Annotated in this window: 27 protein-coding genes; 7 read left to right on the forward strand and 20 right to left on the reverse strand. The window is 62.9% G+C overall.

Annotated features, from left to right (window positions below):
- Positions 1-11 precede the first annotated feature (11 nt).
- Complete coding sequence (locus tag LSO07_RS12885) at positions 12-968, reverse strand: sulfate ABC transporter substrate-binding protein (protein ID WP_046685513.1); 957 nt, start codon at positions 966-968, stop codon at positions 12-14.
- 400 nt (positions 969-1,368) lie between these two features.
- Between LSO07_RS12885 and LSO07_RS12890 the strand changes: the two genes are divergently transcribed.
- Complete coding sequence (locus LSO07_RS12890) at positions 1,369-1,899, forward strand: GNAT family N-acetyltransferase (protein ID WP_070253641.1); 531 nt, start codon at positions 1,369-1,371, stop codon at positions 1,897-1,899.
- A 65-nt stretch (positions 1,900-1,964) separates the two neighbouring features.
- On the opposite strand, the gene LSO07_RS12895 is transcribed toward LSO07_RS12890, so the two are convergent.
- Complete coding sequence (locus tag LSO07_RS12895) at positions 1,965-2,777, reverse strand: class II glutamine amidotransferase (protein ID WP_071653305.1); 813 nt, start codon at positions 2,775-2,777, stop codon at positions 1,965-1,967.
- A 234-nt stretch (positions 2,778-3,011) separates the two neighbouring features.
- Between LSO07_RS12895 and LSO07_RS12900 the strand changes: the two genes are divergently transcribed.
- Together LSO07_RS12900 and LSO07_RS12905 are read left to right on the forward strand one after the other, a co-directional pair.
- The gene (locus LSO07_RS12900; protein ID WP_092610824.1) at positions 3,012-3,848 is read left to right on the forward strand and encodes an EAL domain-containing protein; all 837 of its coding nucleotides are present in this window, start codon (positions 3,012-3,014) and stop codon (positions 3,846-3,848) included.
- Between the two features lie 99 nt (positions 3,849-3,947).
- Positions 3,948-4,697 (forward strand): YcbK family protein, encoded by a 750-nt coding sequence (locus LSO07_RS12905; protein WP_371933510.1) that lies wholly within the window; start codon positions 3,948-3,950, stop codon positions 4,695-4,697.
- Positions 4,698-4,703: 6 nt separating this feature from the next.
- On the opposite strand, the gene LSO07_RS12910 is transcribed toward LSO07_RS12905, so the two are convergent.
- The gene (locus LSO07_RS12910) at positions 4,704-4,907 is read right to left on the reverse strand and encodes a DUF3460 family protein (protein ID WP_034787227.1); all 204 of its coding nucleotides are present in this window, start codon (positions 4,905-4,907) and stop codon (positions 4,704-4,706) included.
- Between the two features lie 77 nt (positions 4,908-4,984).
- On the opposite strand from LSO07_RS12910, the gene LSO07_RS12915 reads away from it, so the two are divergent.
- Positions 4,985-5,866, forward strand: a complete 882-nt coding sequence (locus tag LSO07_RS12915; protein ID WP_092610827.1) for a LysR family transcriptional regulator — start codon at positions 4,985-4,987, stop codon at positions 5,864-5,866.
- Here the strand turns inward: LSO07_RS12915 and LSO07_RS12920 are convergent.
- The gene (locus LSO07_RS12920; protein ID WP_151094637.1) at positions 5,842-6,309 is read right to left on the reverse strand and encodes a PACE efflux transporter; all 468 of its coding nucleotides are present in this window, start codon (positions 6,307-6,309) and stop codon (positions 5,842-5,844) included. The genes LSO07_RS12915 and LSO07_RS12920 overlap by 25 nt on opposite strands.
- A gap of 182 nt (positions 6,310-6,491) precedes the next feature.
- Between LSO07_RS12920 and LSO07_RS12925 the strand changes: the two genes are divergently transcribed.
- On the forward strand, positions 6,492-6,944 hold the full coding sequence (locus LSO07_RS12925; protein ID WP_034787797.1) for a hypothetical protein: 453 nt from the start codon (positions 6,492-6,494) through the stop codon (positions 6,942-6,944).
- Between the two features lie 117 nt (positions 6,945-7,061).
- Positions 7,062-9,227, forward strand: coding sequence for a putative bifunctional diguanylate cyclase/phosphodiesterase (locus LSO07_RS12930; RefSeq protein WP_191909662.1), 2,166 nt, complete (start codon positions 7,062-7,064; stop codon positions 9,225-9,227).
- On the opposite strand, the gene LSO07_RS12935 is transcribed toward LSO07_RS12930, so the two are convergent.
- From LSO07_RS12935 to flgB, 13 genes are all read right to left on the reverse strand, one after another.
- Positions 9,212-10,312, reverse strand: a complete 1,101-nt coding sequence (locus tag LSO07_RS12935) for a glycosyltransferase family 9 protein (protein WP_180276926.1) — start codon at positions 10,310-10,312, stop codon at positions 9,212-9,214. The two genes, LSO07_RS12930 and LSO07_RS12935, sit on opposite strands and share 16 nt — an antisense overlap.
- A 147-nt stretch (positions 10,313-10,459) precedes the next feature.
- Positions 10,460-11,506, reverse strand: coding sequence for a hypothetical protein (locus tag LSO07_RS12940; protein ID WP_034787803.1), 1,047 nt, complete (start codon positions 11,504-11,506; stop codon positions 10,460-10,462).
- Between the two features lie 5 nt (positions 11,507-11,511).
- Complete coding sequence (gene flgL / locus LSO07_RS12945; protein ID WP_034787818.1) at positions 11,512-12,423, reverse strand: flagellar hook-associated protein FlgL; 912 nt, start codon at positions 12,421-12,423, stop codon at positions 11,512-11,514.
- A gap of 10 nt (positions 12,424-12,433) precedes the next feature.
- Positions 12,434-13,795 carry a flagellar hook-associated protein FlgK gene (gene flgK / locus LSO07_RS12950; protein WP_151094639.1) on the reverse strand — a complete coding sequence of 454 codons (1,362 nt, stop codon included), beginning with the start codon at positions 13,793-13,795 and terminating at the stop codon, positions 12,434-12,436.
- Positions 13,796-13,876: 81 nt separating this feature from the next.
- Positions 13,877-14,272, reverse strand: coding sequence for a flagellar biosynthesis protein FlgJ (locus LSO07_RS12955; protein ID WP_370385382.1), 396 nt, complete (start codon positions 14,270-14,272; stop codon positions 13,877-13,879).
- Positions 14,273-14,380: 108 nt separating this feature from the next.
- The gene (locus tag LSO07_RS12960; protein WP_151094641.1) at positions 14,381-15,493 is read right to left on the reverse strand and encodes a flagellar basal body P-ring protein FlgI; all 1,113 of its coding nucleotides are present in this window, start codon (positions 15,491-15,493) and stop codon (positions 14,381-14,383) included.
- Between the two features lie 9 nt (positions 15,494-15,502).
- Complete coding sequence (gene flgH, locus LSO07_RS12965) at positions 15,503-16,177, reverse strand: flagellar basal body L-ring protein FlgH (RefSeq protein ID WP_034787828.1); 675 nt, start codon at positions 16,175-16,177, stop codon at positions 15,503-15,505.
- Positions 16,177-16,965: a flagellar basal-body rod protein FlgG gene (gene flgG, locus LSO07_RS12970; RefSeq protein WP_170846442.1), complete on the reverse strand. Its 789-nt coding sequence runs from the start codon at positions 16,963-16,965 to the stop codon at positions 16,177-16,179. The genes flgH and flgG overlap by 1 nt, the downstream gene beginning before the upstream one ends.
- A 32-nt stretch (positions 16,966-16,997) precedes the next feature.
- Complete coding sequence (locus LSO07_RS12975) at positions 16,998-17,726, reverse strand: flagellar basal body rod protein FlgF (protein ID WP_034787834.1); 729 nt, start codon at positions 17,724-17,726, stop codon at positions 16,998-17,000.
- A gap of 26 nt (positions 17,727-17,752) precedes the next feature.
- Positions 17,753-18,931 (reverse strand): flagellar hook protein FlgE, encoded by a 1,179-nt coding sequence (locus tag LSO07_RS12980; protein ID WP_034787837.1) that lies wholly within the window; start codon positions 18,929-18,931, stop codon positions 17,753-17,755.
- A 58-nt stretch (positions 18,932-18,989) separates the two neighbouring features.
- Positions 18,990-19,643 carry a flagellar hook capping FlgD N-terminal domain-containing protein gene (locus tag LSO07_RS12985; RefSeq protein ID WP_034787839.1) on the reverse strand — a complete coding sequence of 218 codons (654 nt, stop codon included), beginning with the start codon at positions 19,641-19,643 and terminating at the stop codon, positions 18,990-18,992.
- A 3-nt stretch (positions 19,644-19,646) separates the two neighbouring features.
- Positions 19,647-20,063, reverse strand: a complete 417-nt coding sequence (gene flgC / locus LSO07_RS12990; RefSeq protein ID WP_034757795.1) for a flagellar basal body rod protein FlgC — start codon at positions 20,061-20,063, stop codon at positions 19,647-19,649.
- Between the two features lie 8 nt (positions 20,064-20,071).
- On the reverse strand, positions 20,072-20,434 hold the full coding sequence (gene flgB, locus LSO07_RS12995; RefSeq protein ID WP_034758109.1) for a flagellar basal body rod protein FlgB: 363 nt from the start codon (positions 20,432-20,434) through the stop codon (positions 20,072-20,074).
- Between the two features lie 254 nt (positions 20,435-20,688).
- Here flgB and flgA point away from each other — a divergent pair, with 254 nt between their 5' ends.
- Entirely contained in the window at positions 20,689-21,336 is a 648-nt protein-coding gene (gene flgA / locus LSO07_RS13000; protein ID WP_052140608.1) for a flagellar basal body P-ring formation chaperone FlgA, read from the forward strand.
- A 6-nt stretch (positions 21,337-21,342) separates the two neighbouring features.
- On the opposite strand, the gene LSO07_RS13005 is transcribed toward flgA, so the two are convergent.
- The 3 genes from LSO07_RS13005 to flgM are packed head-to-tail and all read right to left on the reverse strand — an operon-like array spanning position 21,343 to position 22,809.
- Positions 21,343-22,095: a glycoside hydrolase family 73 protein gene (locus LSO07_RS13005; RefSeq protein WP_070253630.1), complete on the reverse strand. Its 753-nt coding sequence runs from the start codon at positions 22,093-22,095 to the stop codon at positions 21,343-21,345.
- On the reverse strand, positions 22,082-22,522 hold the full coding sequence (gene flgN / locus LSO07_RS13010) for a flagellar export chaperone FlgN (RefSeq protein ID WP_052140609.1): 441 nt from the start codon (positions 22,520-22,522) through the stop codon (positions 22,082-22,084). Before flgN ends, LSO07_RS13005 begins: the two co-directional genes overlap by 14 nt.
- On the reverse strand, positions 22,519-22,809 hold the full coding sequence (flgM, locus tag LSO07_RS13015) for a flagellar biosynthesis anti-sigma factor FlgM (RefSeq protein ID WP_034757812.1): 291 nt from the start codon (positions 22,807-22,809) through the stop codon (positions 22,519-22,521). The genes flgN and flgM overlap by 4 nt, the downstream gene beginning before the upstream one ends.
- Positions 22,810-22,821 lie beyond the last annotated feature (12 nt).

Below are 22,821 nucleotides of genomic sequence, written 5' to 3' on the forward strand. Positions count from 1 at the left end.
TGCGGCGAAGATTACTTCTGATAAATCTTGTCGAACTCGCCACCATCGTCAAAGTGTTTCTTTTGTGCCTGTTTCCAGCCGCCAAAGACGTCGTCGATGGTGAACAGGGTGATCGGCTTGAAGCTGGCCGCGTATTTCTTGGCGACGGCCGCCGAACGGGGGCGCAGGTAGTGCTTGGCAACCAGTTCCTGGCCTGGTTCCGAGTACAGGTACTGCAGGTAGGCCGTGGCTTCCTTGCGGATGCCGCGGCGGTCGACGACCTTGTCAACGACGGCCACCGGCGACTCGGCCAGGATGGAGATGCTTGGATACACGACTTCGAAGTTGTCGCCGAATTCGGCGCGCACCAGTTGCACTTCATTTTCAAACGTTACCAGCACATCGCCGATTTCACGCTGCGTGAAGGTGGTGGTGGCGCCGCGGCCGCCGCCGTCCAGCACGGGCACGTTCTTGAACAGTTTGGTGACGAGGTCGCGCGCCTGCGCTTCGCTGCCGCCTTTTTTCACGGCATAGCCCCAGGCCGCCAGGTAGGTGTAGCGGCCATTGCCCGAGGTTTTCGGATTCGGCACGATGACCTTGATGCCGGGCTTGGCCAGGTCGTCCCAATCCTTGATGTGTTTCGGGTTGCCTTTGCGCACCAGGTACACCATGGTCGAGTAAAACGGCGCCGCATTGTTCGGGAATTTCTTGGCCCAGTCGGCCACCACGAGGCCGCGGTCGACGAGGATGTCGATGTCATTGGCCTGGTTCATGGTCACGACGGATGCTTCCAGGCCATCGGCGACGGAGCGCGCCTGCTTGCTGGAGCCGCCGTGCGATTGCTTGATGGTGATGGTTTCGCCCGTTTTGGCTTTCCAATCAGCAATAAATGCGGGATTCACGTCCTTGAACAATTCGCGCATCACGTCGTAGGACGCGTTCAGCAAGACCACCGGTTCGGCGGCGCTGGCGGCCATCGGCAGGCTCATGGCGGCGGCGGAAGCGGCCAGGGCGCTGGCCAGGAACCAGCGGCGCGAGCGTTGGGTGAGCGTTGCTGCGGCAGTCGTTACGGCGTTGGAATGGGTCATGTTGAACTCTTGTTGTGAGAATAGATAGACATAGTCTAAAATTCCGGCCGGAAAAGAAACGAATTTTTCGTAATATGCTTAGACTTGATTCCCGTTTGCGCTAAAAAACATATATCGATTTCTGGAAACATTCGTGGGCAAGATGCGCATCAGCACTTAGTCTGCAGGCATAGCGCCATAGGCAAAACCGGCCCGTGGCGTGCGGCAAAAAACCCGAAAGCGCCGCTTGGTGTATAGTCGAATCGCACGATACAGGGGGAAAACCGTCTGCATCGGCAACTGGAATATTTTGTGAGCGTACATGAGTCTTGAAATTCGTATTGCAACATCGACCGACGCTTTCGAGGCGTGCAACGTATTACGACGCTCCATCGTCGAATGCTGCAGCCTCGATCACCGGGACGATCCGGCCATCCTGGAAGCCTGGCTGGGCAATAAAACACCGCAGATGGTGGCGTGCTGGTTTGCGTCGCCGACTAATTTTTCGCTGGTCGCAGTCGAGGCGGGCGCCGTTGTCGGCGTCGGCTTGCTGACGCGCGCCGGCAAGCTGGCCCTGTGCTACCTGCTGCCCGAGGCGCAAGGCCGCGGCGCCGGCAAGGCGCTGGTGGAGCAGCTGGAAGCGCAGGCGCGCGAGTGGGGCATCAAGGCCCTGCAGCTGCACAGCACGGCCAGCAGCCAGGCCTTTTTCGTCAAGCAGGGTTATGTCGAGGCGGGCAATGTGCGTTCGCCATATGGCGTGGAAACGATTTTTTGCTGGAAACAGATTGATCCCACGGGCATCGCAAGCGGCGACCCCAAGCGCAAGCGCTTTTGCAACTGCAATTCGGCCTGACGCCCCGCCAGTCCCTCAGCCCGCCCATCCGGCGGCGGGCCATTTCTTCCCGTTCAATAATTCCCTCAGTAACTGATCTGGATATACACGCCTTGTGGCGCGGCATCATCCGCCGGCAGCAAGGTGCCGCCCGTAAACAGTTTCAGTTCGCCGGGCGCGAATGCCAGCCAATCCTCGTTTTGCGTCAGCGGATGCGTGGCGATGACGGCGATCCTGTCGTCCAGGTGGTTGTGCTGGCGAAAGTCGATGCTGCGTTCGCAGTCGATCAGTTGCGCCACGGAAAACGGGTATTCGCGTATCACATAGTGCAAGTGCGTGGAACAGTGGGCAAACAGCAGTTCGCCGTTCGACAGGATGAAATTGAAGGTGCCGTGCGCCGCAATGTCCTTGGCGACCTCGGCGATGGCGGCGCGCAAGTCGGCGCGCGTGGGTTCACCGAGGGGAAACTGCGTGCGCAAGGTGGCCAGCAGGTGGCAGAAGGCTTGTTCGCTGTCCGTGTCGCCGCTGGCGCGGTAGTGCGCATTGGCGGGCGCACGCCACGTTTTCAAGTCCCCATTGTGGGCGAAGGACCAGGTCTTGCCCCAGAGGTCGCGGGCGAACGGGTGGGTATTTTCCTGGGCGATGCGGCCTTGCGTGGCCTTGCGGATGTGCGCGACGATGTTTTTCGCCTTCACGGGATGCTGCTGCACCTGGGCCGCCAGCGGCGAATCGATGGCCGCCAGGTGATCCGTCAGCAGGGTGCAGCCGCTGCTGGAATGATAGGCAATGCCCCAGCCGTCGCGGTGCTCGTCCGTGCGTCCGCCCCGTTCGGCAAAGCCGGCAAAGGAAAATCCCAGCGCCGCAGGCTTGCTGCTGTTCATTGCGAGTAACTGGCACATGGCGGCCCTTCCTGATGGTATCGGTACATGCCCACAGTAAAGGCTGGACCAGGGGGCGGGAAGGAATGTTTCTGACTATCGTTATGCGCTGTCCGTTGTTGCGTCCATATTTGCTGGGTGCATATCAAATGGCGAAACCATTCGTTCTCCTTTGGTTTACGCTGCCTTACTCTGCACACTTTGGCGCCGTCTTCCCCATGAGGGCAGCTGGCGCAGCCTTACGAAGGAGTACGTATGCCATTTCCCGTCCTGAAAAATTACCTGGCCCGCCTGTCGCATCAAACCCAGGCCGGCACCAGCGTCTGGCTCGACGGGGAGGGCCGGGCGCTGGGGCGCTTTTTCAATTGCACCATGACCAGCGCCTTCCAGCCGCTGCGCGAACTGGAAAGCGGCAAGCTGGTGGCGTTCGAAGGACTGGCGCGCAGTGTGTCGAAGGCGGACGAGGGCTTGTCGCTGTGGCGCTTGCTCGATCACGCGGCCAGCGACGATGAATCCGTGGAACTGGACCGGTTGTGCCGCATGCTGCATGCCATTAATTTTTTCCGGCAGGCGGAAGCGGAGCAGGCCGACCTGTACCTGAATGTGCATGACCGCCTGCTGAGCGCCGTCAGCAGCAATCACGGCCACGCTTTCCAGCGCATCCTCGACGCGCTGGGCTTGCCCATCGAGCGCATCGTGCTGCAATTGCCGACGGTCACGCCGAACCAGGGCTGGCTGCTCAATTACGTGGCTGACAATTACCGCCGCAACGGTTTCCGCCTGGCCATCAACGTGGCCAACGTGCATGAGGCAACGGGCATGCTGGAGCGCTTGCACCCGCATGCGTTCAAGCTCGACGCGGGCAACCTCAGCGACGAGCAAGCCGTCGCCAGCTTCGTCACTGTGTGCCATGCGGCGAAAATCCGCGTCATTTTCAAGCGCCTCGACACGCCGGCCGCGCTGGCCGCGCTGCAGCGCGTCGCCGCCATCACGGGCTTGCCCATCGTGGCCCAGGGTTATCTGCTCGACAAGCCATTGACGGCGCTGGCGCAGGCGAAAGGCGCCGGCGTCTCCGTCGCGGCTGCCGCCTGACGCAAAATGCCTTGAAATGAGGGTGACACGATAGGAATTGAGGGTTTTTCTTCGCGGCACAATACGCTATAGTATTCCCATCGTTAAATTGGACTGACTATGGCATCGCGCAGAAATTTTCTACACCACGGTATGGGCTTGGCCGCGCTGGGCCTGGTTGCCACTCCTCTCATCGGCTGCGCCTCGCGCACGGCCGCTCCCGCCTCGGCTTCGGCCAGCGCCAAGCCACGCGCACCGCGCACGGCCGTGCCGCCGCAGCCGACGCAACTGGCCAGCATCGACCGCTCGATCACGTCGCAATCGCGCCAGGCCATCACCGAGATGGAACCGCCACCCGACATTTTCGATGCGCAGGCGCTGGACCTGGAATTCTGGCTCAAGCCCCGCACCCTGGAAGTGGTGCGCCCGGCCAGCAATGAAAAGGCCAAGCTGCTGTACTGGAAAGATGGCGAAGTCATCGATTCGGCCTACCAGGAACTGTGTCACTTGCTGCGCGACGTGAACGGCAAGAAGACGGCGCCCATCGATCCGAAACTGCTGGAAACCCTGTGGGGCACGCAAGCGTTCGTGGCCCGCTACGGCATCGAGCAGCCGCTGGAGATTTTGTCGGGCTACCGCACGGCCGAGTCGAACAGCAGGCTGCGCGAAGCGGGCGTGCCGGCCGCGCGCCAGTCGCTGCACATCTCGGGCCGCGCCGCCGACATCCGCGTGGCGAATCTGAACGCGGAAGTGCTCGGTTCGCTGGTGCGCAGCTTCAAGCAGGGCGGCGTGGGCTTCTATTACCGCAACGGCCCGCGTGGTGGCTGGATCCATGCGGACACCGGATTGCAGCGCGTCTGGAAAGGCTAAGAGTTTTTAGTCGTAATGGTAGGGTGGTTCCGGTACGCTGTCCGCGTGAGCCAGTTCCAGTTCGCGCATGCTGGCCGGGCGCTCCCAGAAAATGCGCCAGCCCTGGCGCTGGCTGGCTTGCACTTCCGGGTGCGCCTGCAGGTAGCCGTCGATAAAGCGGGTAAAGTCGGAAATGTAGCCGCTGCGGCGGTAAGTTAATCGATGGCGCATGTGTACTCCCGAGTGTTGCTGTCGTTCCCCGTTTTGACCGCCCGCGCGCCCGAAAGTGCCGCACTTTCCACTTTTTCATGAAACTGTCCAGCCATAACATCGAACTGTTCCTGGCCGTCGTCGATGGCGGCTCGTTCTCGGCTGCCGCGCGCGCCTTGCGGCGGGCGCCGTCGGCCGTCAGCATGGCGATGGCCAATATCGAGGCGGAACTGGGCATCACCCTGTTCGACCGCGGCGCGCGCGAAGCGGTGCCCACGCCGGCCGCGCTGGCCCTGATACCGCACGCGCGCCTGATCGCCGAGCAGTTGAAACAGTTGCACTTGCACGTGCAGGAATTGTCGCAGGGACTGGAAAGCCGCATTTCGCTGGGCATCGCGGCCGAGCTCGACCATACTCCCTTCCTGGCCGCCGTGCGCGCGCTGTCGCAGCGCCATCCCTTGCTCGATATCGAGGTGCTGACGGCGCCGCAGGACGATGTGCTCGACATGCTGCACCGGGGCCGCATCAGCGCCTGCATGGCTTTCGCAGGCGGACGCATCAATCACGAAGAACAGTTCCAGCTGGTCGGCAGCGATGCCTTGCTGGCGATTATTTCCACCCAGCATCCGCCCAGCGCGGCGGGCCAGCCCTTGTATATCGAGGAATTGGTGAACTTGCGCCAGATCATCGTGGCCAGCCGCGAACTCGACCTGGCCGATGCGCGCCCCGTGGTGGGGCTGTCCTATTGGCGCACGGACAGCTTGCCGATGGCGCTGGCCATGGTGGAAGCGGGCTTGGGATGGGGCAACTTTGCCGCCTCGGCCATCGCCCATTCTCTGGCGGCGGGGCGGGTGCGCTGCGTGGCGTTCAAGAATACGGGCAATGGCCTGGTCGTGCCCATCCACCTGGTGTGGATGAAGGACCGGCCGCTGGGCATGGCGGCGCGGTCCTTTCTTCAGTTGCTCAGCGAAGCAGCCTGAACGTCAGTGGCTTCTTCCTTCGGCTGCTGCGCCGACAGGGGCCCGCCAAACAGGCCGTCGAAGAAATAGTTAAAAATGAAGCTGTAGCACGGGATGATCAGCATCAGCGCGAAATCGAGCACGAAGGCTTGCCACAGGCTGATGTTCAGCCACCAGGCGATCAGCGGGATCAGGTAGATGACCAGCGTGATCTGGAAGCCGATCGCATGCAGGATGCGGCGCCAGACCGTGCGCGTGCGCGACACTTGCCGGATTTCCCAGTATTCGAACGCGGTGTTGTAGAGCAGGTTCCAGATCACGGCGATGGTGGTGATCATGATGGCCAGCGGCCCCGTGCTGGTGGGCGATTCGCCCGAAAGCAGAGTCAGCCAGAGCGTGGAAATGGCCATGCCGATGATTTCAAAAGCGGTGACGTAGACGATTTTGCGTTTAATGCCTTGCATGTAAAGCCTGTAAAGAAGAGATGGCGCATATTTTAAGTCAGGCATGCTGATCTTTAAAGTCGATAGCTGTCAGTTTTTCTGATTGATTCGGCGTAGGAATACCATGCTTGCCCTGAACGGTGGATAATGGCGGCTGGCAGGCAACCGGTCCCGCCGCATCACCGCAGAAAAGGTCAACGAGCATGCAAGGCGCAGCAGACAGCAACATCCCCGAGGTTCCCGACACCCCCGCCAGTGCGGACGAACGTCCCCGTTTTCGCCCCCGTCCGTGGGAGCACCTGGAAACGCCATACGACGTGGAAGTGTGGATCGAAGAACATAACCGCAGCATGCAGGACAATATTCGCGCCACGGAAACGGGCGTGGGCATCTGCTTTACCCTGGCCGAAGGCGGCGATATCTATATGCAGACCAGCGCCGACGGCGCCGTCGTGCTCGACGTGACGCCGGACGCGGCCTGGGTGTCTCCCCTGATCAGCGCGGCCACGGGCTGCGAGACGCCGGACTCGTCGCTATGGATCTTGCCTGATGACAAATTGATCCAGCTGATCGTGGGGCTATCGAGCCTGGTAGCGAGCACCTTGCTGGTGGTGGGCCATGATTTCGGCTTGCGCCGCAGCCGCATGGGGCGCTGAACGGCCTTGTTGCAGAAGTGGCATCCATGGCAGGCTTGGCTCGACACTGCGCGTGGCGCATGCTAGTCTTGCAACTGCACCCACCTGGTTGCCAGGGCGGCGGTGCAAAGGATAGCCATGGACATACCACCGCTCGCGGTACCTGATCCGGATTCCTCCCAGCACAGCCATGACGGCGTGTTGGGGCATGCCGCGCCCCTGCTTGACGATGGCGTCTTCAGTCCGGAACGGGTGAAGGCCGAACGCGAGCAAGCCTATTTCAACGATTTATACCTGTTGGCGCCTGTCGCCTATTTCGTGCTCGGTCTCGATGGCGCGATCGTGCAGGTCAACCTGGTGGCGGCCGAATTGTTCGGCCTGGTGCGCGAGCGCCTTGGCCACGTGCTGTTCCGTTCGTATGTGCACGAGGCGTTCCGCCACGATTTCGAGCAGTTCGTGCAGCGCGTGCTCAATAGCAGCGAGCCCGAGCGCATCCAGCTGCAGGTACGGCTGCGCCCTGGCGCGCGCGAGGCGGGCTTGCCCGTCAGCCTGCTGGGCAGCGCAGATCCGAACGGCCAGGCGCTGCGCCTGGTGCTGGAGCAGGCCGAGGGCAAGCTGGCTGCGCTCGAACGCAGCGAAGAGCGCTTCCGGCGCATCGTGCACGGCGCCGAGGAGGGCATCTGGGAAATCGATGCGCAGGCGCTGACCAGCTTTGTCAATCCGAAGATGGCGCACATGCTCGGTTGCCAGATCGAGGACATGCTGGGCCAGCCGCTGGCCGCCTTCATGGATGACGAGGGGCGCGCCATCCTGGAGCGCAACATTGCGCGGCGCCAGGATGGCATCGCCGAGCGCCACGAATTCAAGTTCCTGCGGCGTGATGGCAGCACCTTGTGGGCCACCCTGGCCACCAATCCCATCTTCGATTCCAGCGGCACCTACCTGGGCGCGCTGGCGCTCGTCAGCGACATCACGGCCCAGCGTGCCGCATCCGAGCGCATCTGGCGGCAAGCCAATTTCGATCCCTTGACGGGCTTGCCGAACCGCCACATGTTTCTCGACCGCTTGCAGCACGAGGCGCGCCACGCCAGCCGCGAAGGCGGTTGCCTGGCCCTGCTGTTCATCGACCTCGACCATTTCAAGCAGGTGAATGACCGTCTCGGCCACGAGAAGGGCGACATGCTGCTGCGCCAGGCGGCGCTGCGCATCAGCGAGCGCGTGCGCGTGACCGACACGGTGGCGCGCCTGGGCGGCGACGAGTTCACCGTCATCCTGGCCGGCGTGGGGCACCTGGGCGGCATCGAACGCGTGCTGCAGGAATTGACGACGGCGCTGGCCCTGCCTTTCGTGCTCGACGGCGACACGGCGCAAGTGTCGGCCAGCGTGGGCGTGGCGCTGTATCCGGCCGACGCCGAGGCAACGGAAACCTTGCTGCGGCACGCCGACCAGGCCATGTATGCCGCCAAGAGCGCGGGGCGCAACGGCTACAGCTATTTCACGCCGGCCTTGCAGCAGGCGGCCGACCTGCGCCGCACCACGGTGCGCGAGATGCGCCTGGCGCTGGCGCAGGAGCAGTTCGAAGTGCATTACCAGCCCATCATCCGCCTGTGCGATGGCACGATTGAGCGGGCCGAGGCGCTGCTGCGCTGGCGCCATCCGCTGCGCGGCTTGCTCGTGCCCGCCGATTTCATCGCCTTTGCCGAGGCAAACGGCTTGATCATCGATATCGGCGAATGGGTGTTTCAGCAGGTCGTGCGCCAGGCGCGCCAGTGGCAGGGCGAGCATGGCGCCCCGTTCCCGATCTGTATCAACAAGTCGCCCGTGGAATTCCGCTGCGACGCCGCGCTGTACCAGGACTGGGGCAATGCCCTGGCGCGGGCGGGCCTGGCGCCGGGTGCCATCGTCATCGAAACAACGGAAGCCGTGCTGCTCGACAAGGCGCGCCAGGTGGGCGACCGCCTGCGCCAGTTCCGCGCCATGGGCCTGGCGCTGGCGCTCGACGATTTCGGCAGCGGCCAGGTATCGCTCGGATGCATCAAGAAGGCCGATATCGACTTTCTCAAGATCGACCGTTCGCTGGTCGGCGAACTGGGACGCGACGATGCCGGACTGGGCCTGTGCGAGGCGATCATTGCACTGGCGCAGCGGCTGGGAGTGAAAGTCGTGGCCGAAGGCGTGGAGACGGCGTCGCAGCGCGATTTGCTGCGCGCCGCCGGCTGCGACTATGCGCAAGGATATTTCTTTTCCCGCGCGCTGCTGGCAGGGCAGATGGATGGCCTGCTGGCGGCTCAGCCGGCGGCTTGAAGCGTCGCTTGCGCCTGCCCATCGTCCTGCATCAGCTGTTCCACGGCAGCCAGGGTCTCGGCGGCGCTGACCGTGGCCAGGGTCAGGCCGGGCGCCAGGATCACGCGGTAATGGCGGCTGGCCGGATAGAACCAGCGGTAGTTGTCGGTGCGGATGTAGTAGCCGACGATCTTCTTGTCATACGCCGAGGCGATGTGGATCACCGACGTGTCGGGCGACAGCACCAGTTCGCAGCGGCGGATCAGGGCCGCCAGCTCCAGGATGTGGCCGGTGGGCGGCCATGCCATCACGTTGGCATGGCCGGCGCCGCGCACGATCTCGGCGGCGCGCGCTTCGGTGCCCGGCGCGGCGATCACCAGCAGCGCATGGCGCGGATAGCGTGCCGCCAGGGCGGCGCAGCAGCGCTGGGCATCGGCCACGCTGACCGTGCGTTGCGCATTGCTGCCCTGGAAATTCAGGCAAAACAGGCCTTCATGCGTGCGCAGCAGGGTGTCGCAGGCGGCATCGACCCGTGCCGCGTGCGCATCCACGCCGAACAGCTCATAGCGCATATCGATGTCGCGCAGCTCAAATTGCCCGAACGTGGCGAAATAGCTGTGCAGGATGTGGCGGCTGCGGTCGCAGGGCACCGTATGGTCGAACATGCCCAGATTCGCCGTCGAAGTGCCGTACTTGGGAATGGCAAAGCCCGTCAAATAGCGCGCACCCAGCCATTTGATGCGCAGCAGCAAGGGAATCGAAAAGCGGTTGTAGGGGTTGAAGATGACGTCATAGCGGCGTCGGCGCAGCTCGGCGATGGTGGTGCGCAAGTCGCGCAGCAGCGGCTGCTTGTCCCAGATGAGGATTTCGCCGACATGCGGATTATCGGCGAGCACGGCCCGGTTGGCGCTGCTGGCGGCCACGTCGATCTGCCAGTGCGGATAGTTTTTCTTCAGTTCGCGCAGCAGGGCCGTGGTGACGATCATGTCGCCGATCTTGTCGTTGCGCAAAATTAAGACCTTGCGCACCTTGGCGATATCGAGGGGGTGCTTGCCGGATTTGCCCAGCAGGGCGTAGCTGATCAGCCGGGCGGCGGTCTTTATCAAGGGAACTCCGGAGGTGGATGACGGGATGCGCTGGCGTATGGGACAAAGCGCCAGCGACAGCAGCATCTTACGGATTTCCACCGTCCTGAGCTAGGGGGGGCGCCCCATTATTGCCGCGTGCGCCAAGTCAGCGCACGCGGAAGGAGGTTACTCCAGGCCCAGCAGCGCGACGACGCGCTCGCGGCTGATGCCGACCAGCGCCGAGCTGATCGCCAGCAGTGATTCATAGCCGGGCTGGCTGGCTTTTTCCGTGAAGTTTTCCGCCAAGGTATCCATGCTGACGTTGACTTGCTGCACCGGTTGCGCGCGGGCGACCCGCCCCGTCGCTTGCGCAAGGGCCAGGCTGACGGAGCTGCGCGCCGCCTGCAACTGCGCCAGCGCCTGCACCACTTGCTGCAAGGTGGCGCGCAGGGCTTCCACGTCGCCGGTACTCCATTCTTCCGGGGCGATGGCGGCCGGTTCCGCATCCGTGCGCACGCGGCTCATCTGGCCGGTCGGGTAGCGGATGCCGCTGCCGCGCACGGACAGGCTGTCGCGCACGCTGGCCCAGGCCGCTTCCGACGTGCTGAACACCAGTTCGCCATTCTCGCCCAGCTTGACGCCTATGCCTGACGGCATCAGTGCGCGGTCGAAGCGGGAAACGATTTCGTTCTCGCTCAGGCCAGGTTCGATATTCACCGAGCGCAAGGCCTGGCTCGCGCCGCCGACGGAAAAGGCCAGCACTTCCTGCGGGCCTTCCTGCAGGCTGGCCATGGTCAGGCCACGGATGCTGAAGTTCTGCTGTGCCGCCTGCGGGCTGGTATAGCCGAGCTGTGCATCGAGCGTGCCGCCCGAGGCGCTGGCGCGCTGGCGCCAGGTATTGCTGAACTGGCGTACTCTGGCTTCGACTTGCCCTTCGCGTCCCTGGCGCGCGGCCAGCTTGGCCGCCAGTTCGCTTTTCAGCGCTTGCAACTGGCTGCTGCTGCGTTCCAGGTAGTCGAGGGTTTGTTGTGCGTTAGAAATTTCCCCCTGCAGCTGGTGATCCCAGTTGCTCAGGCCACGCTGCAGGCTCGCCGTCGAACTCCTCGCTGCCGGCGCCTCGCTGCGCGCGCTGGCACTGCTTTTGACCGCGGCGGACGCGTCATCGACGACGCGGGCTGTGCCGGCGCCTTTGGCATTGACGCCGGAAGAGGAGGAAGTCTGAACGATTTGCATGATGGTCAGAGAAGATCAAACAGGGAAATAGTGCCAACCTTGGTGTAGGCTTTATAGGTTGCCTGCAGGGCCGTCTGGTAGCCGGTCAGTTCAATCGCCGCCGCGCCCATATCGGTCTTTTTCAGGTCCAGCAGGGCCGAATTGTTCGACAGCGACACATTGGCCAGGTTGCCGGACAGCGTGGTGAGGATGTTTTGCGCGCCGCCGAAGATGGCGATCTTGCCAGAGAGCAAATCCATGCCATCATCGGTGCCACCCAGGCCGTCGTTGACGATGGCGCGCACCGCCGGGTCGTTGGGGTTGACGCCCGGCGTGCCGAGCGTGGTGATGACCTGGTCGATCTTGTTGAGCCACACTTCCAGGTTCTTCACGTCGACGTTGGCCGCCTGCGTCACGCCATTGCCCACTACCACGGTTTGCGTGTCGGTGTTGCCGATGTAGCTGTAGCGCGAGCCGGCGGCTGCCGTCGGGTCGTATTTGATTGCGGGCTGGTCGGTCGCTGTGCCGGAAAACATGTAGCGGCCTTCCTGGTCTTTCAGGTTGGCCGTGTACAGCACGCTGTCGCGCATGGCCGTCAGCGATTGCGTCATCGCATTCAGGTCGCCCGGCGTATTGCTGCCGTCGGCGGCCCATACCAGCAAGTCGCGCGCCTGGCCCATGTCGGTGACCATGCTCGACAGGTAGTTTTCATTCTTCAGCAGGCGCACTTTCACCGTGGCGATATTGTCCTGGTACTGCGTGACCATGGCTTGCTCGCGCGTCAGGCGCGAAATGCGCACGTTGCCGATCGGATCGTCCGATGGCAGCTGGATGCGCAAGCCGGAAGACATTTGCTGCGTCAGGAAGTTGATGCGTTCCTGATTTTGCTGAAGCGAAATATTGATCAGCGATTGGTACTGGCTACTGGCGACACGCATGATCTTCTCCTTAACCCATCATTTGCAAAGTGGCGTCAAACAAGCTATTCGCCACGGAAATGACTTTCATGTTTGCTTGATACATATTCTGGAATTCGACCAGGCTCATCGCTTCTTCATCCTTGTTCACGCCGCTGGTGGACTTCCAGTCGTCGATCGCTTGCGCGCGCACCGTGTTGGCCGTCTTCAGCAAGGCCTGGTTCTGCTGGCTGTAGATGCCCAGTTTGCCGACCAGTTGCGTATCCGCGTCGCTCATCAGGACAGAACCGACCCAGCTGACGGTGATCGGCTGATTCTTGATCTCGATCAATTTTTGCAAGTTGCCGCTGTCGCCGGCCTGGCCCGTCAGCGACAGGGCCAGGTCCTTGGCGTTGAAGCCTGGCGTAATGCTCAGCTTGCCATTTGCGTAGGCCAGCAGGGGGCCACCTGGGGTTCCGGCCATGGTCTTGCCCAGTGCCAGCTGTGCGTTGACCTTGCTGGTCAACTGGGTGGCCATGTCTTGCAGCGACTGCTGCAGCGGTTTCAGGGTATTTTGCTCGAACTCGCCCAGGCCGCCCATCTGCCCGCCGATGGCGACCGGGTCGAGCTTGTACGAGGACTTGGCGAAATCAAGGCTCAGCGTCTGTTCGCCGGTGTTCGTCATGTTGCTGCTCATGGTGCCGGCCAGGCTGCCGATCACCAGCGGCTGGCCCGACTTCAGCGCGATATTGCGCGAACCGTCCGGCTGGTCGAGGACCTCGATGCCCATTTGCGAGGCTAGGCCGTCGATCAGCTGGTCGCGCGCATCCATCAGCGACGACACATTCGTGCCGGCGGCGGTGGAGGTGCTGATGCGCTGGTTCAGCGCGGCGATATTGGCCAGGGTGGTATTGACTTGCGGCACGATCGCTGCGCGTTGCTGCTGCACCGACAGCAACTGGTTGCCCATGACGGTGCTGATGCTGTTGAAGCGCTGCGCCATGGCGTCGGCGGAGGTGACGATCTGCTGGCGCAGGGGCGTCGAGGTCGGGTCGACGGCCGAGGCGTTGAGGGCGGCGAAAAAGCCGTCGATGCCGTTGCTGATGCTGGAAGCATCGTCGCCCATCACACGCTCGAGCTGCGTCAGATAAGGCTGGGTCTGCGAACGGGCGCCCTGGTCGGACGCGGCGCGCCACATTTGCTGGCTTTTATAAGCATCGGCAAAGCGCAGCAGGGCGGACACTTCCACCCCATTGCCCGCCGAGCGCACGCCCACGCCGGCACCAAGCGAGGACAACAGCACGCCCTGGCGCGTATAGCCCGCCGTTTGCAGGTTGGCGATGTTCTGGCTGGCCGCATTGAGTGCGGCCTGGGCGGCGATGCTGCCTGACAATGCATTGCTGATGATGCTCATTGGGCAAGTTTCTTTCGTGAAGAGAGTGGCGCGTGCTGGTGGGCAGGCATTGAATCGTTGTTACCTTGTACAGGCGACGCTTCAGACGGATTTATTAAGCGGCGCTGCAATATTGTCGGTCTTGACAGTGCTTTTGGCTGCCACGGGGGCGCTGGCCGCCGGCAGCAGCTGGCGCAGGATGGCGTCGGCGATGCCGAAGGCGCGCTGGCCGGCCATCTTGTCGGCCACCAGGTTGTCGGCCATTTCCAGCATGTCGTTGTTGATGGGATCCTTGAAGACGCTGTCTTCGCCCGCCATCTCGCGCGTGCCCGAACGCATCTGGCGCAGCATGTGCGAGATGAAGAACGCTTCGAACTTGACGGCCGCCTCGGTGGCCTTGGCCGCGTAGCGCGGATCGGCCGGCGTGGCGGCGGCAGGGGAGCGGTCGTCGAGCGCCGAGGGCAGGGCGCTGCTGCTGTCGTTTACATTCATTTCCATTCAGCTTTCAGTGTTCGTCAAAATGTTCAGGGCAAGGCGCATTGCCGAAGGCAGTACGAATGTACGACGAGGCAGTGCAACGCAGTCCTGGGCTTTTTGACGGGCACGTTAGATCACCACCAGTTCGCCTTCGATGGCTCCCGCCTGGTCGAGGGCTTGCAAAATTGCCATGATGTCATCGGGCGAGGCGCCCAGGCTGTTGACCACGTCGATGATCGATTGCAGCTTGGCGCCGGCAGGCCATTTGAACATATTGCCGTTGCCCTGGTCGACGGATACTTTGGATTGCGGCGTGACGGTGGTCTGGCCGCGGCCGAACGGCGCCGGCTGGCTGACGGCCGAGCTTTCGGAAATGACGACCTTGAGCGAGCCATGCGTGACGGCGGCCGCTTTCACGCGCAAGCCTTCGGCGATGACCACGGTGCCCGTGCGCGAATTGAAGACCACTTTCGGCGTATCGACGCCGACATCGACGCTCAAGGCTTCGAGCTTGGCCATGAAGGCCACGCGCTGGGTCGGGTTTTCCGGCGCCAGCACTTCCACGCTGGTGGCGTCGCTGGTGGTGGCGACGGCGCCAAAGCGGCGGTTGACGGCTTCGACGATATTGATGGCCGTTTCGAAATGCGGGTGGCGTAGATTCAGGGTGACGGTCGGCTTGGTCGAGAAATCGCTGAGGATTTCGCGCTCGATGTTGCCGCCGTTGGGAATGCGGCCCGAGGTGGGCGTGTTGACGGTGACGGACGAGCCGCTCTTGCCGGTGGCGTTCAAGCCGCCGACGACGACGTTGCCTTGCGCCAGCGCATACGTTTCATTGTCGGCCGCGCGCAATTGCGTCAGCAGCAAAGTGCCGCCGCGCAAGCTTTTCGCATCGCCCAAGGACGATACGGTCACGTCGATGGCCTGGCCACGGCGGTATCCCGGAGGAAACACGGCGCTGACCATGACGGTGGCGACGTTCTTGCTTTTCGATTCGGCGCCGTCCGGCATTTTCACGCCGAACTGCTTGAGCATGTTGACCACGGACTGGCTGGAAAACTTCACCTGCGTGGTGTCGCCGCTGCCGTTCAGGCCGACGACGAGGCCGTAGCCGACCAGCGGGTTGTCGCGCACGCCCTCGATGCTGACCAGGTTGCGCAGCACTTGCGCGGCGCTGGCGGGCAGGGCAAAGCCGGACAGCGCAGCGAGCATGGCTGCCAGGGGCAGGGTGGAACGAAATTTCATGAGGTCACCTTAAAACGGCATCCATGGGCCGACGAAGAAACGCGTCAGCCAGCCTGGTTTGTTGGCTTCGGCCAGGGTGCCCTGGCCGGAATAGGCGATCTGCGCATTGGCGATGCGCAACGAGGACACCTGGTTGTTGGAATCGATATCGGCCGCGCGCAGGTAGCCGCGCAGGCGCACGAATTCCTCGCCCTGGTTCAGGGTCAAGGTTTTTTCACCCTGCACGCGCAGCAAGCCGTTCGGCAGCACTTCCTGCACGATCACCGTGATGGCGCCGGACAGCGCGTTTTGCTGCGTGCTGGTCGAGTCGCCGGCGAAGTTGCGGTCGGCGGACAGGTCGATGCCCGTCTTGGGGAAGGTCTTGCCGAGGATATTGGCCGCCTGCACGCCGACGGACGAACCCTTGTTGAACGAGGTGCCCGCCTTCTTGCTCGCCTGCGTGGTTTCCTGCAGGGCCACCGTGACGACGTCACCGACGCGGAAAGCGCGGCTGTCGGAAGTCAGGGCCAGGCCCGCATCGGGATTGAAGACGCCGCCGGCCACGCCGCCGCGCGCAGCGCTGCGCGGCGCCACGGGCAGCGGCGTATCGGAAAAGCTGGGCGCCAGAGGGGCCACCGGCTGGCTGGCGCAACCGGCCGCCAGGACCAGCAGCAGGGCCGCTCCGGCTTTCAGTGCGGCCTTCATCAACGTGCCGCTTGCGCCAGGTATTGCAGCATATTGTCGGCGGCCGACAGCACCTTGGTATTCATTTCATAGGTGCGCTGGGCAGCGATCATGTCGACCATCTCTTCGACCACTTGCACGTTCGAGCCTTCCAGCGCGAACTGCTTCAATTTGCCCAGGGCGCCCTCGCCGGGACGGCCTTCCGTCGGCGTGCCGCTCGATGCCGTTTCCTGGAACAGGTTTTCACCGAGTGCCAGCAGGCCGGTCGGGTTGACGAAGCTGGAGAGGTTCAGCTGGCCCAGTTCGGTACCGGCGACATTGCCCGGCACGGTGGCCGTGACCATGCCGTTTTCACCGATGGTGATGGCCGTGGCGTTGTTTGGCACGGTGATCTGCGGCACCAGGGGCAAGCCCTGGGCATTGACCATCACGCCGTTTTCGTTCAGGCTCAACTGGCCGGCGCGCGTGTAGGCCGCTTCGCCGTTCGGGCGCAGCACTTGCAGGAAGCCGTTGCCGGTGATGGCGACGTCGAATTCGCGGCTGGTCGTTTGCAGGCTGCCGGTGGTAAACACCTTTTGCGTGCCGACCATGTGCGTACCGTTACCCAGCTGCACGCCCGATGGCGAGAGGGTGTTGTCGGCGCGCTGCGTGCCCGGCTGCTGCTCGACCTGGTAAAACAGGTCTTCGAAGACGACGCGGTCGCGCTTGAAGCCAACCGTATTGACGTTGGCCAGGTTATTCGCGATGGCTTGCAGTTTGGCATCTTGTGCCTGCACGCCGGTCTTGCTGATCCACATTGCTGGATTCATGTATTGCTCCTAATAATAGATTGGCGTTGGGCTTAAGCGCCCAGCAGGCGGTTGCCGGACTCGGTCATGGAATCGCTGGCCTTGAAAACTTTCATCTGCATCTCGAAACTGCGGTTCAGGCTCATGGTGGCGACCATTTCCTCGACGGCCGAGACGTTGCTGCCTTCCAGGTGGCGGTCGCGGATGCGTACCGTCGGATCAGCTTGCAGGTCTTCGCCGCCGCGCGCCACGATCAGGCCCGCTTCGTTCTTGGTCAGCTCGCCCGCTTCGGCGTTGACCAGCTTGAGCTTGTCGACCGTCTGCATTTGCGCAGTGCCCGGCACCTGGATGGAAATCGTGCCATCGCCGCCGATCGACAGGCTGGTGTGCTCGGGAATCGTGATCGGACCGCCTTCGCCCAGCACGGGCCGACCGTTGATGGTCAGCGCGCCCGTTTCATCGAGGTCCATGGCGCCGGCGCGCGTGTAGGCTTCGCCGTTTTGCCACTGTACCGCGAGAAAGCCGGGGCCCGTGACGGCCACGTCGAGTTCGCGTCCCGTTTCCTTGATGGCGCCCGTGCGCGTGCCGATGGCGCTCGACTGTGTCTGCGTCATGTGGCGGTCGTCGTAGCCATAGCCATTTTGCAACGGCTGGGCAGTGGACACTTCCAGGTTGGCGCGGAAGCCGCCCGTTTCGATGTTGGCCAGGTTGTTGGCGTGTACCTGCTGTGCCCGCAGGGCACGGTCGGCCCCGCTCATGGCGGTATAAATCAGCGCATCCATTGCTCTTTACCTTTGCGTATCGTGGATTACAGCGCTTGCATCAGCGATTGCAGCATGGCGTTCTCGGTCGAGATGACCTTCGAGTTGGCCTGGTAGTTACGCTGCGACGTCATCAGGCCCACCAGTTCGGAGGTGATGTCGACGTTCGACTGTTCCAGCGAGCTCGTCACCAGTTTGCCGGCCATGCCGACGCCCGGACGGTCATACATGGCGGTGCCGGAAGTGGTCGAGGCGACCCAGCTGGTATCGTTGACGGCCGTCAATGCGCCTTCGTCAGGGAAGGTGGCCAGGGCGATCACGCCGATGCTCTGCTTTTGGCCGTTCGTGTATTTCGCCACGACGGAGCCGTCATCGGCCAGTTCCACGCCCGTGTAGGTGCCCGAGGCATAGCCGTCGGCGCGGTCGGTCGAGGTGGTGGCTTCGCCGGCGAACTGGGTGGTGCCCGTGTAGTCGATGACGACCGACAGCGCCGCCGCGCCAGGCGGCGTCGGCAGCACTGGCGTGGCGCCCGTGCCGGTCACCAGCTTGCCGTTCGTGTCGAAGGTCATGCTCGTCACCGGCGTCACATCGGCGTTGTCGAAGGTGTAGTGCACGTCCACGCCCGTTGCCGTCTTGACGAAATACTGGCCCAGCGAGTGCTTGGCGCCCAGCGAATCGTAGACGATCGAGGACTTGGCGCTGTTGTAGCTCAGTTCGTTGGTCTTGTTGAACGGCGGCGTTTTCACGGTCCATTCGGACGACATGTTGGCGGCATACGCCAGCTTGGTCGAGGCCACGGCGGGAATCTGGCCCGTTGGAATGAGCATGTCGCCCATGGTGCCCAGCGTGGTGCTGCCCTTGACGGCGGCATAGCCCTGCACCAGGCGGCCATTCGCATCAATCAGCTTGCCTTCATTGCTGGCCGAAAAGATGCCGACGCGGCTGTAGGTCATCGTGTTCTGCGCATCGCGCGTGACGAAATAGCCGCGGCCATCGATGGCCGCGTCAAGCGCGCGGCCCGTGTTCAGCACGCCGCCATTGAGCGACATGCTTTGCGTCAGCGAGCCGATTTCCGTGCCCGTGGCGCGCGAACCGGCGTACATGGCCGAAAAGTTGGCGCGGCTGCTCTTGAAGCCGTAGGTGCCGGCGTTGGCGATATTGTTACTGGTGCTGTTCAACTGTTGGTTGATGGACTGGATACCGGACAGGGCGATGTCGAAACTCATGTTGACTTCCTTTAGTGAAGGACGAGATTAGTGTTCAGGAAACGAAGGGAAGGGCGGATCAGGCCGTCTTACCGTTAAAGCCGGTGATCGCGCCAGGGTTGACTTCACCCAGGTTCGACACGCTCAGAATCATGCTGCCGCCGGCCGACAGGCGCACGCTATTGAGCTTGCCTGCGATGTCGACCGTCGGTTTTTCGGTGCCACTGGTCGTCACGGCCATGGTATAGGTGCCAGCAGGCAAGCCCAGGGCCACGGGATCGATGGTAAACGGTACCGTGCCGGCACCTTTTGCGCCCAGTTCGATCTTGTATTCCTTGTCGTCGATGCCTTTCAGGGTCACCGTGGTCTTGGTGGTGCCGGCCGCGAGCGCGATGCTGCCGCTGACCTTGCTCTTGTCGAGCTGGACCGTTTCGCTGTTGACCATCACTTCGGAGCCCACTTGCGCGCCCAGGGCCAGCACTTGCATCGATTGCAGCACGCTGGCATTGGCGCTGGTCAGCGCCGACAGATTTTGCATCGCTTCCGTCTGCGCCTGCTGCGTCAATTGATTGACGAACTGGCTCGGATCGGTCGGTGCGAGGGGATCCTGGTTCTTGATCTGGGCCACCAGCAATTTGGTGAACATATCCTGGGTGGCATTGCTTTGCGACTTGACGGCATTGCTGCCGCTGTTGCTGCCGCTGGAGTTGTTTGTAAAGAGATTGGTTTCCATGGATTATGCTTCACCTAATTTGAGGAGCGATTGCTGCATCGACTTGATGCGGCCCAGAACTTCGACATTGGTTTCAAACGCGCGCGACGCCGACATCATGTCGGTCATTTCGGCCACCTGATTGACGTTGGGGTAGAACACCATGCCATCGGCATTGGCCATCGGGTGGCCCGGTTCATACACCTTGCGCAGCGGCTCGTCGCTTTGCACCACGTCGAGCACCTGCACTCTTCCACCGGCGCCGCTGGCACCGGGGCCATCCATCACGGCCGCAAATACGGGCTTGCGCGCGCGGTAGGTTTCGCCTTCGGAACCGGCCACGGAATCGGCATTGGCCAGGTTGCTGGCGATGGTATTGAGGCGCACGGTTTGCGCCGCCATCGCCGAACCGGCGATCTTGGAAATATCCTGGAAGCTCATGCTGATCCTTATTGTCCGGAAATGGCCTTGGACAGACCCTTCAGTTTCATGTTGACGAAAGTCAGGCTGGTCTGGAAGTCGGTGGCATTCTGCGAGAACGCCGCCTGCTCGACGCCGATTTCGACGGTATTGCCGTCGCGGCTGGGGTGATAGGGGACGCGGTACAGGGCGCTGGCATCGTCATCGGTCGACAGCAGGCCGGCTTCGTTGTCCTGCAGCTGCTGCAGGGCGCTGCCGAAATCCATGTCCATGGCCTGGAAGCCGGGCGTGTTTTCATTGGCGATGTTGGCGGCCAGTACGCGTGTACGGTCGGCACGCAGCGCGAGCGCATCGGCGTGCACGCCCAGCGCATCCTTGAAATTAATCCCCATGGTCATCCTTTGTGTTGAATTCGTTCGTGCTTTTTGCGGTTCGAGCTAGAAAATAGGTGGTGCAGAGGTAAAATCCCAGCCTGGTCATGTTGACGCATGGTAAGGTCATGCCGCTTCAGTATCTTTGATTAAGGTTAGCAATGATTTACTTTGAGAACTATTCCGTGATGTGGAACAAGGCGCAATGTCGTCACATACTGCTTCCGGGCCTCTTTTTACTGACCAGCCTATATAGTAGTGCAGGACGCGCAGAATTGCCAGCCGACAATATATTTTCGCGTGTGGAACAATTGGCGCGCGAGCAATTGGCGCAGCAGGCAGCCTCGGCCGGATTGCTGGAACCGCAGTTTCAAGTCACCGTGGTAAAAAGCACGCGCCCCGTGCCGGCGTGCGCGGCGCCCGTTGCGCTGGAAACGGCGGACAGCCGCTCGGCGCAGCGCATGCGCTTTGTCGCAGTGTGTCCTGGGAGCAACGGTTGGCGTTATGAAATGCTGGCGCGCGGCAGCATCACGGCCCAGGTGGCCGTCACCAGCGTCCCCGTCACGGCCAATACGCCGTTGCAGGCGGGCGACGTGACCCTGGCGCGGCGCGACGTGACGATGGTGCCCGACAGTATTGCCTCCTTGCCCGGCGCCGTTGGCCTGTCGAGCCGGCGCAGTTTGCGTGCCGGCGAAGTGTTGCGTCAGGGACAACTGGCATCGCCCGTGCTGATCAAGCGGGGCAGTGCGGTGAATATCGTGGCGCGCAAGGAGCAGGTGGAAGTGAGCATGGCCGGCGAAGCGATGGATCCGGGCGCGCTGGGCGAGGTGATTCGCGTGCGCAACGCCACCAGCGGCACGGTGATACGTGCCAGGGTGGTCGATGCGGGCGTGGTGGAACCGGCCGAACTTCCCGGCCGTTAAGGAAAATCAGTCTGCGGCGGCCGTGCGCTGCAGACGCGTCGCCAGCTGCGTCAGCTTGGCGGCGTAATTCGGATCGGTGGCATAGCCGCCGCGCGCCAGGCCTTGCGCGAAGGCGCCCGCGTCGGCACCCGTGTTCAGGGCGGCGCGGTAGCGCGGATTGTCGAGCAAGACTTGCGCATAGTCGCGGAAGGCGCTGGCCTGGTCCGGATAGCTGCGGAAACGTTCCGTTTTCTTCAGGGCCGTGCCGCTGCCCGCCTCGTATTCGGTGGTGACATTGCTGGCCACGTCGCCCTGCCATTTGCCGCCGGCCTTGATGCCGAACAGATTATTCGTGTCCGCCCCCGTGCCCTGGCGCAGCGGACGCTGGCCCCAGCCCGATTCCAGTGCCGCGTGGGCGGCGACGATTTCCGGCGCGACGCCCAGGCGCGCGCCTGTTTCTTGCGTCCACGGCTTGATCGAGGCGAGAAATTGCTGCTGTACTTCGCCGATTTCTCCGCCCTGGTTGATGCTGCCCAGCACATTGACGGGCTGGCTCTGTTCCAGGTAGGCGCGGCCTTGCGGGTTCAGGCTGGTGGCATTGCCGCCGCCCTGTTCGATGAAGCGGGCCACTTCGCCCTGTACTTGCCGGAACACGCTGCTGAAGTTGCCGCTGGAACTGGTGGCGTCGGTGGCGCGCATATTGCTCTGCACGGCGGACGTGGCTGCCGTCGACGGCGTTGCCGCCGTGGCGCGGGTGGTCAGGAAATCAGCCTGGCGCATACGTATCTTCCTCGCCATGCAGCACGCGCTGCATGATGCTGTACTGCTCTGTTAATAAATCACTGTTGCGGGCGTTCAGGCGTTTGCATTCAAGCACCATCTGCTCGAGCGCGGCCCAGTCGCGTTCGGCGCTCGTACGCGCGTCTTCTTGCAACAGCGCAAACAATTGGGACATGTCGCCTTGCGGGCCCAGCAGGGCTGTGACGAGGCTGACCCGCTGGCGGCGGCGCGCATCGAGCGGTTCGACGGCGGCGATGACCTGGTCGGCCAGCGCCGTCAGCTGCGCGCTGCGGTGGTGGAGGGTGGCCTGGAATTGCTCTTCCAATAAGGTTTGCAGCGCGGCATAGCCGATACTGTCGTCTTTCATGCCTTGCAGCACGCGGCGCACGGCTTCCTGGCGCGTGATGCCCTTGCGCGCTGCGGTCACGATTCACCGCCGTGGAAACGCTGGATCAAGCCTGCCAGTTTTGACGGATCGAACGGCAATTCGCCCTTCGCCAGCGCATCGCGCAGCATGGCCACGCGCTCGTGGTCGATCTCGGGCATGGCGCGCAGGGCGGCCATGGCCGGTTGCAGCACGGCCGATTGCAATTCCGCCCCGGCCGACGAGCCGCCCATGGCGCCGGCGGCGCCCGCGTTCTCGGCGATCGCCTCGGCCGGCGCGACGGCGCTGCTGCGCACGGCAGCACCGGTATTGCCGGAGGAGATTTTCATACGTTGTCCCTT

The organism is Janthinobacterium sp. PLB04 (genome assembly GCF_021165895.1).
Lineage (GTDB): Bacteria > Pseudomonadota > Gammaproteobacteria > Burkholderiales > Burkholderiaceae_D > Janthinobacterium > Janthinobacterium lividum.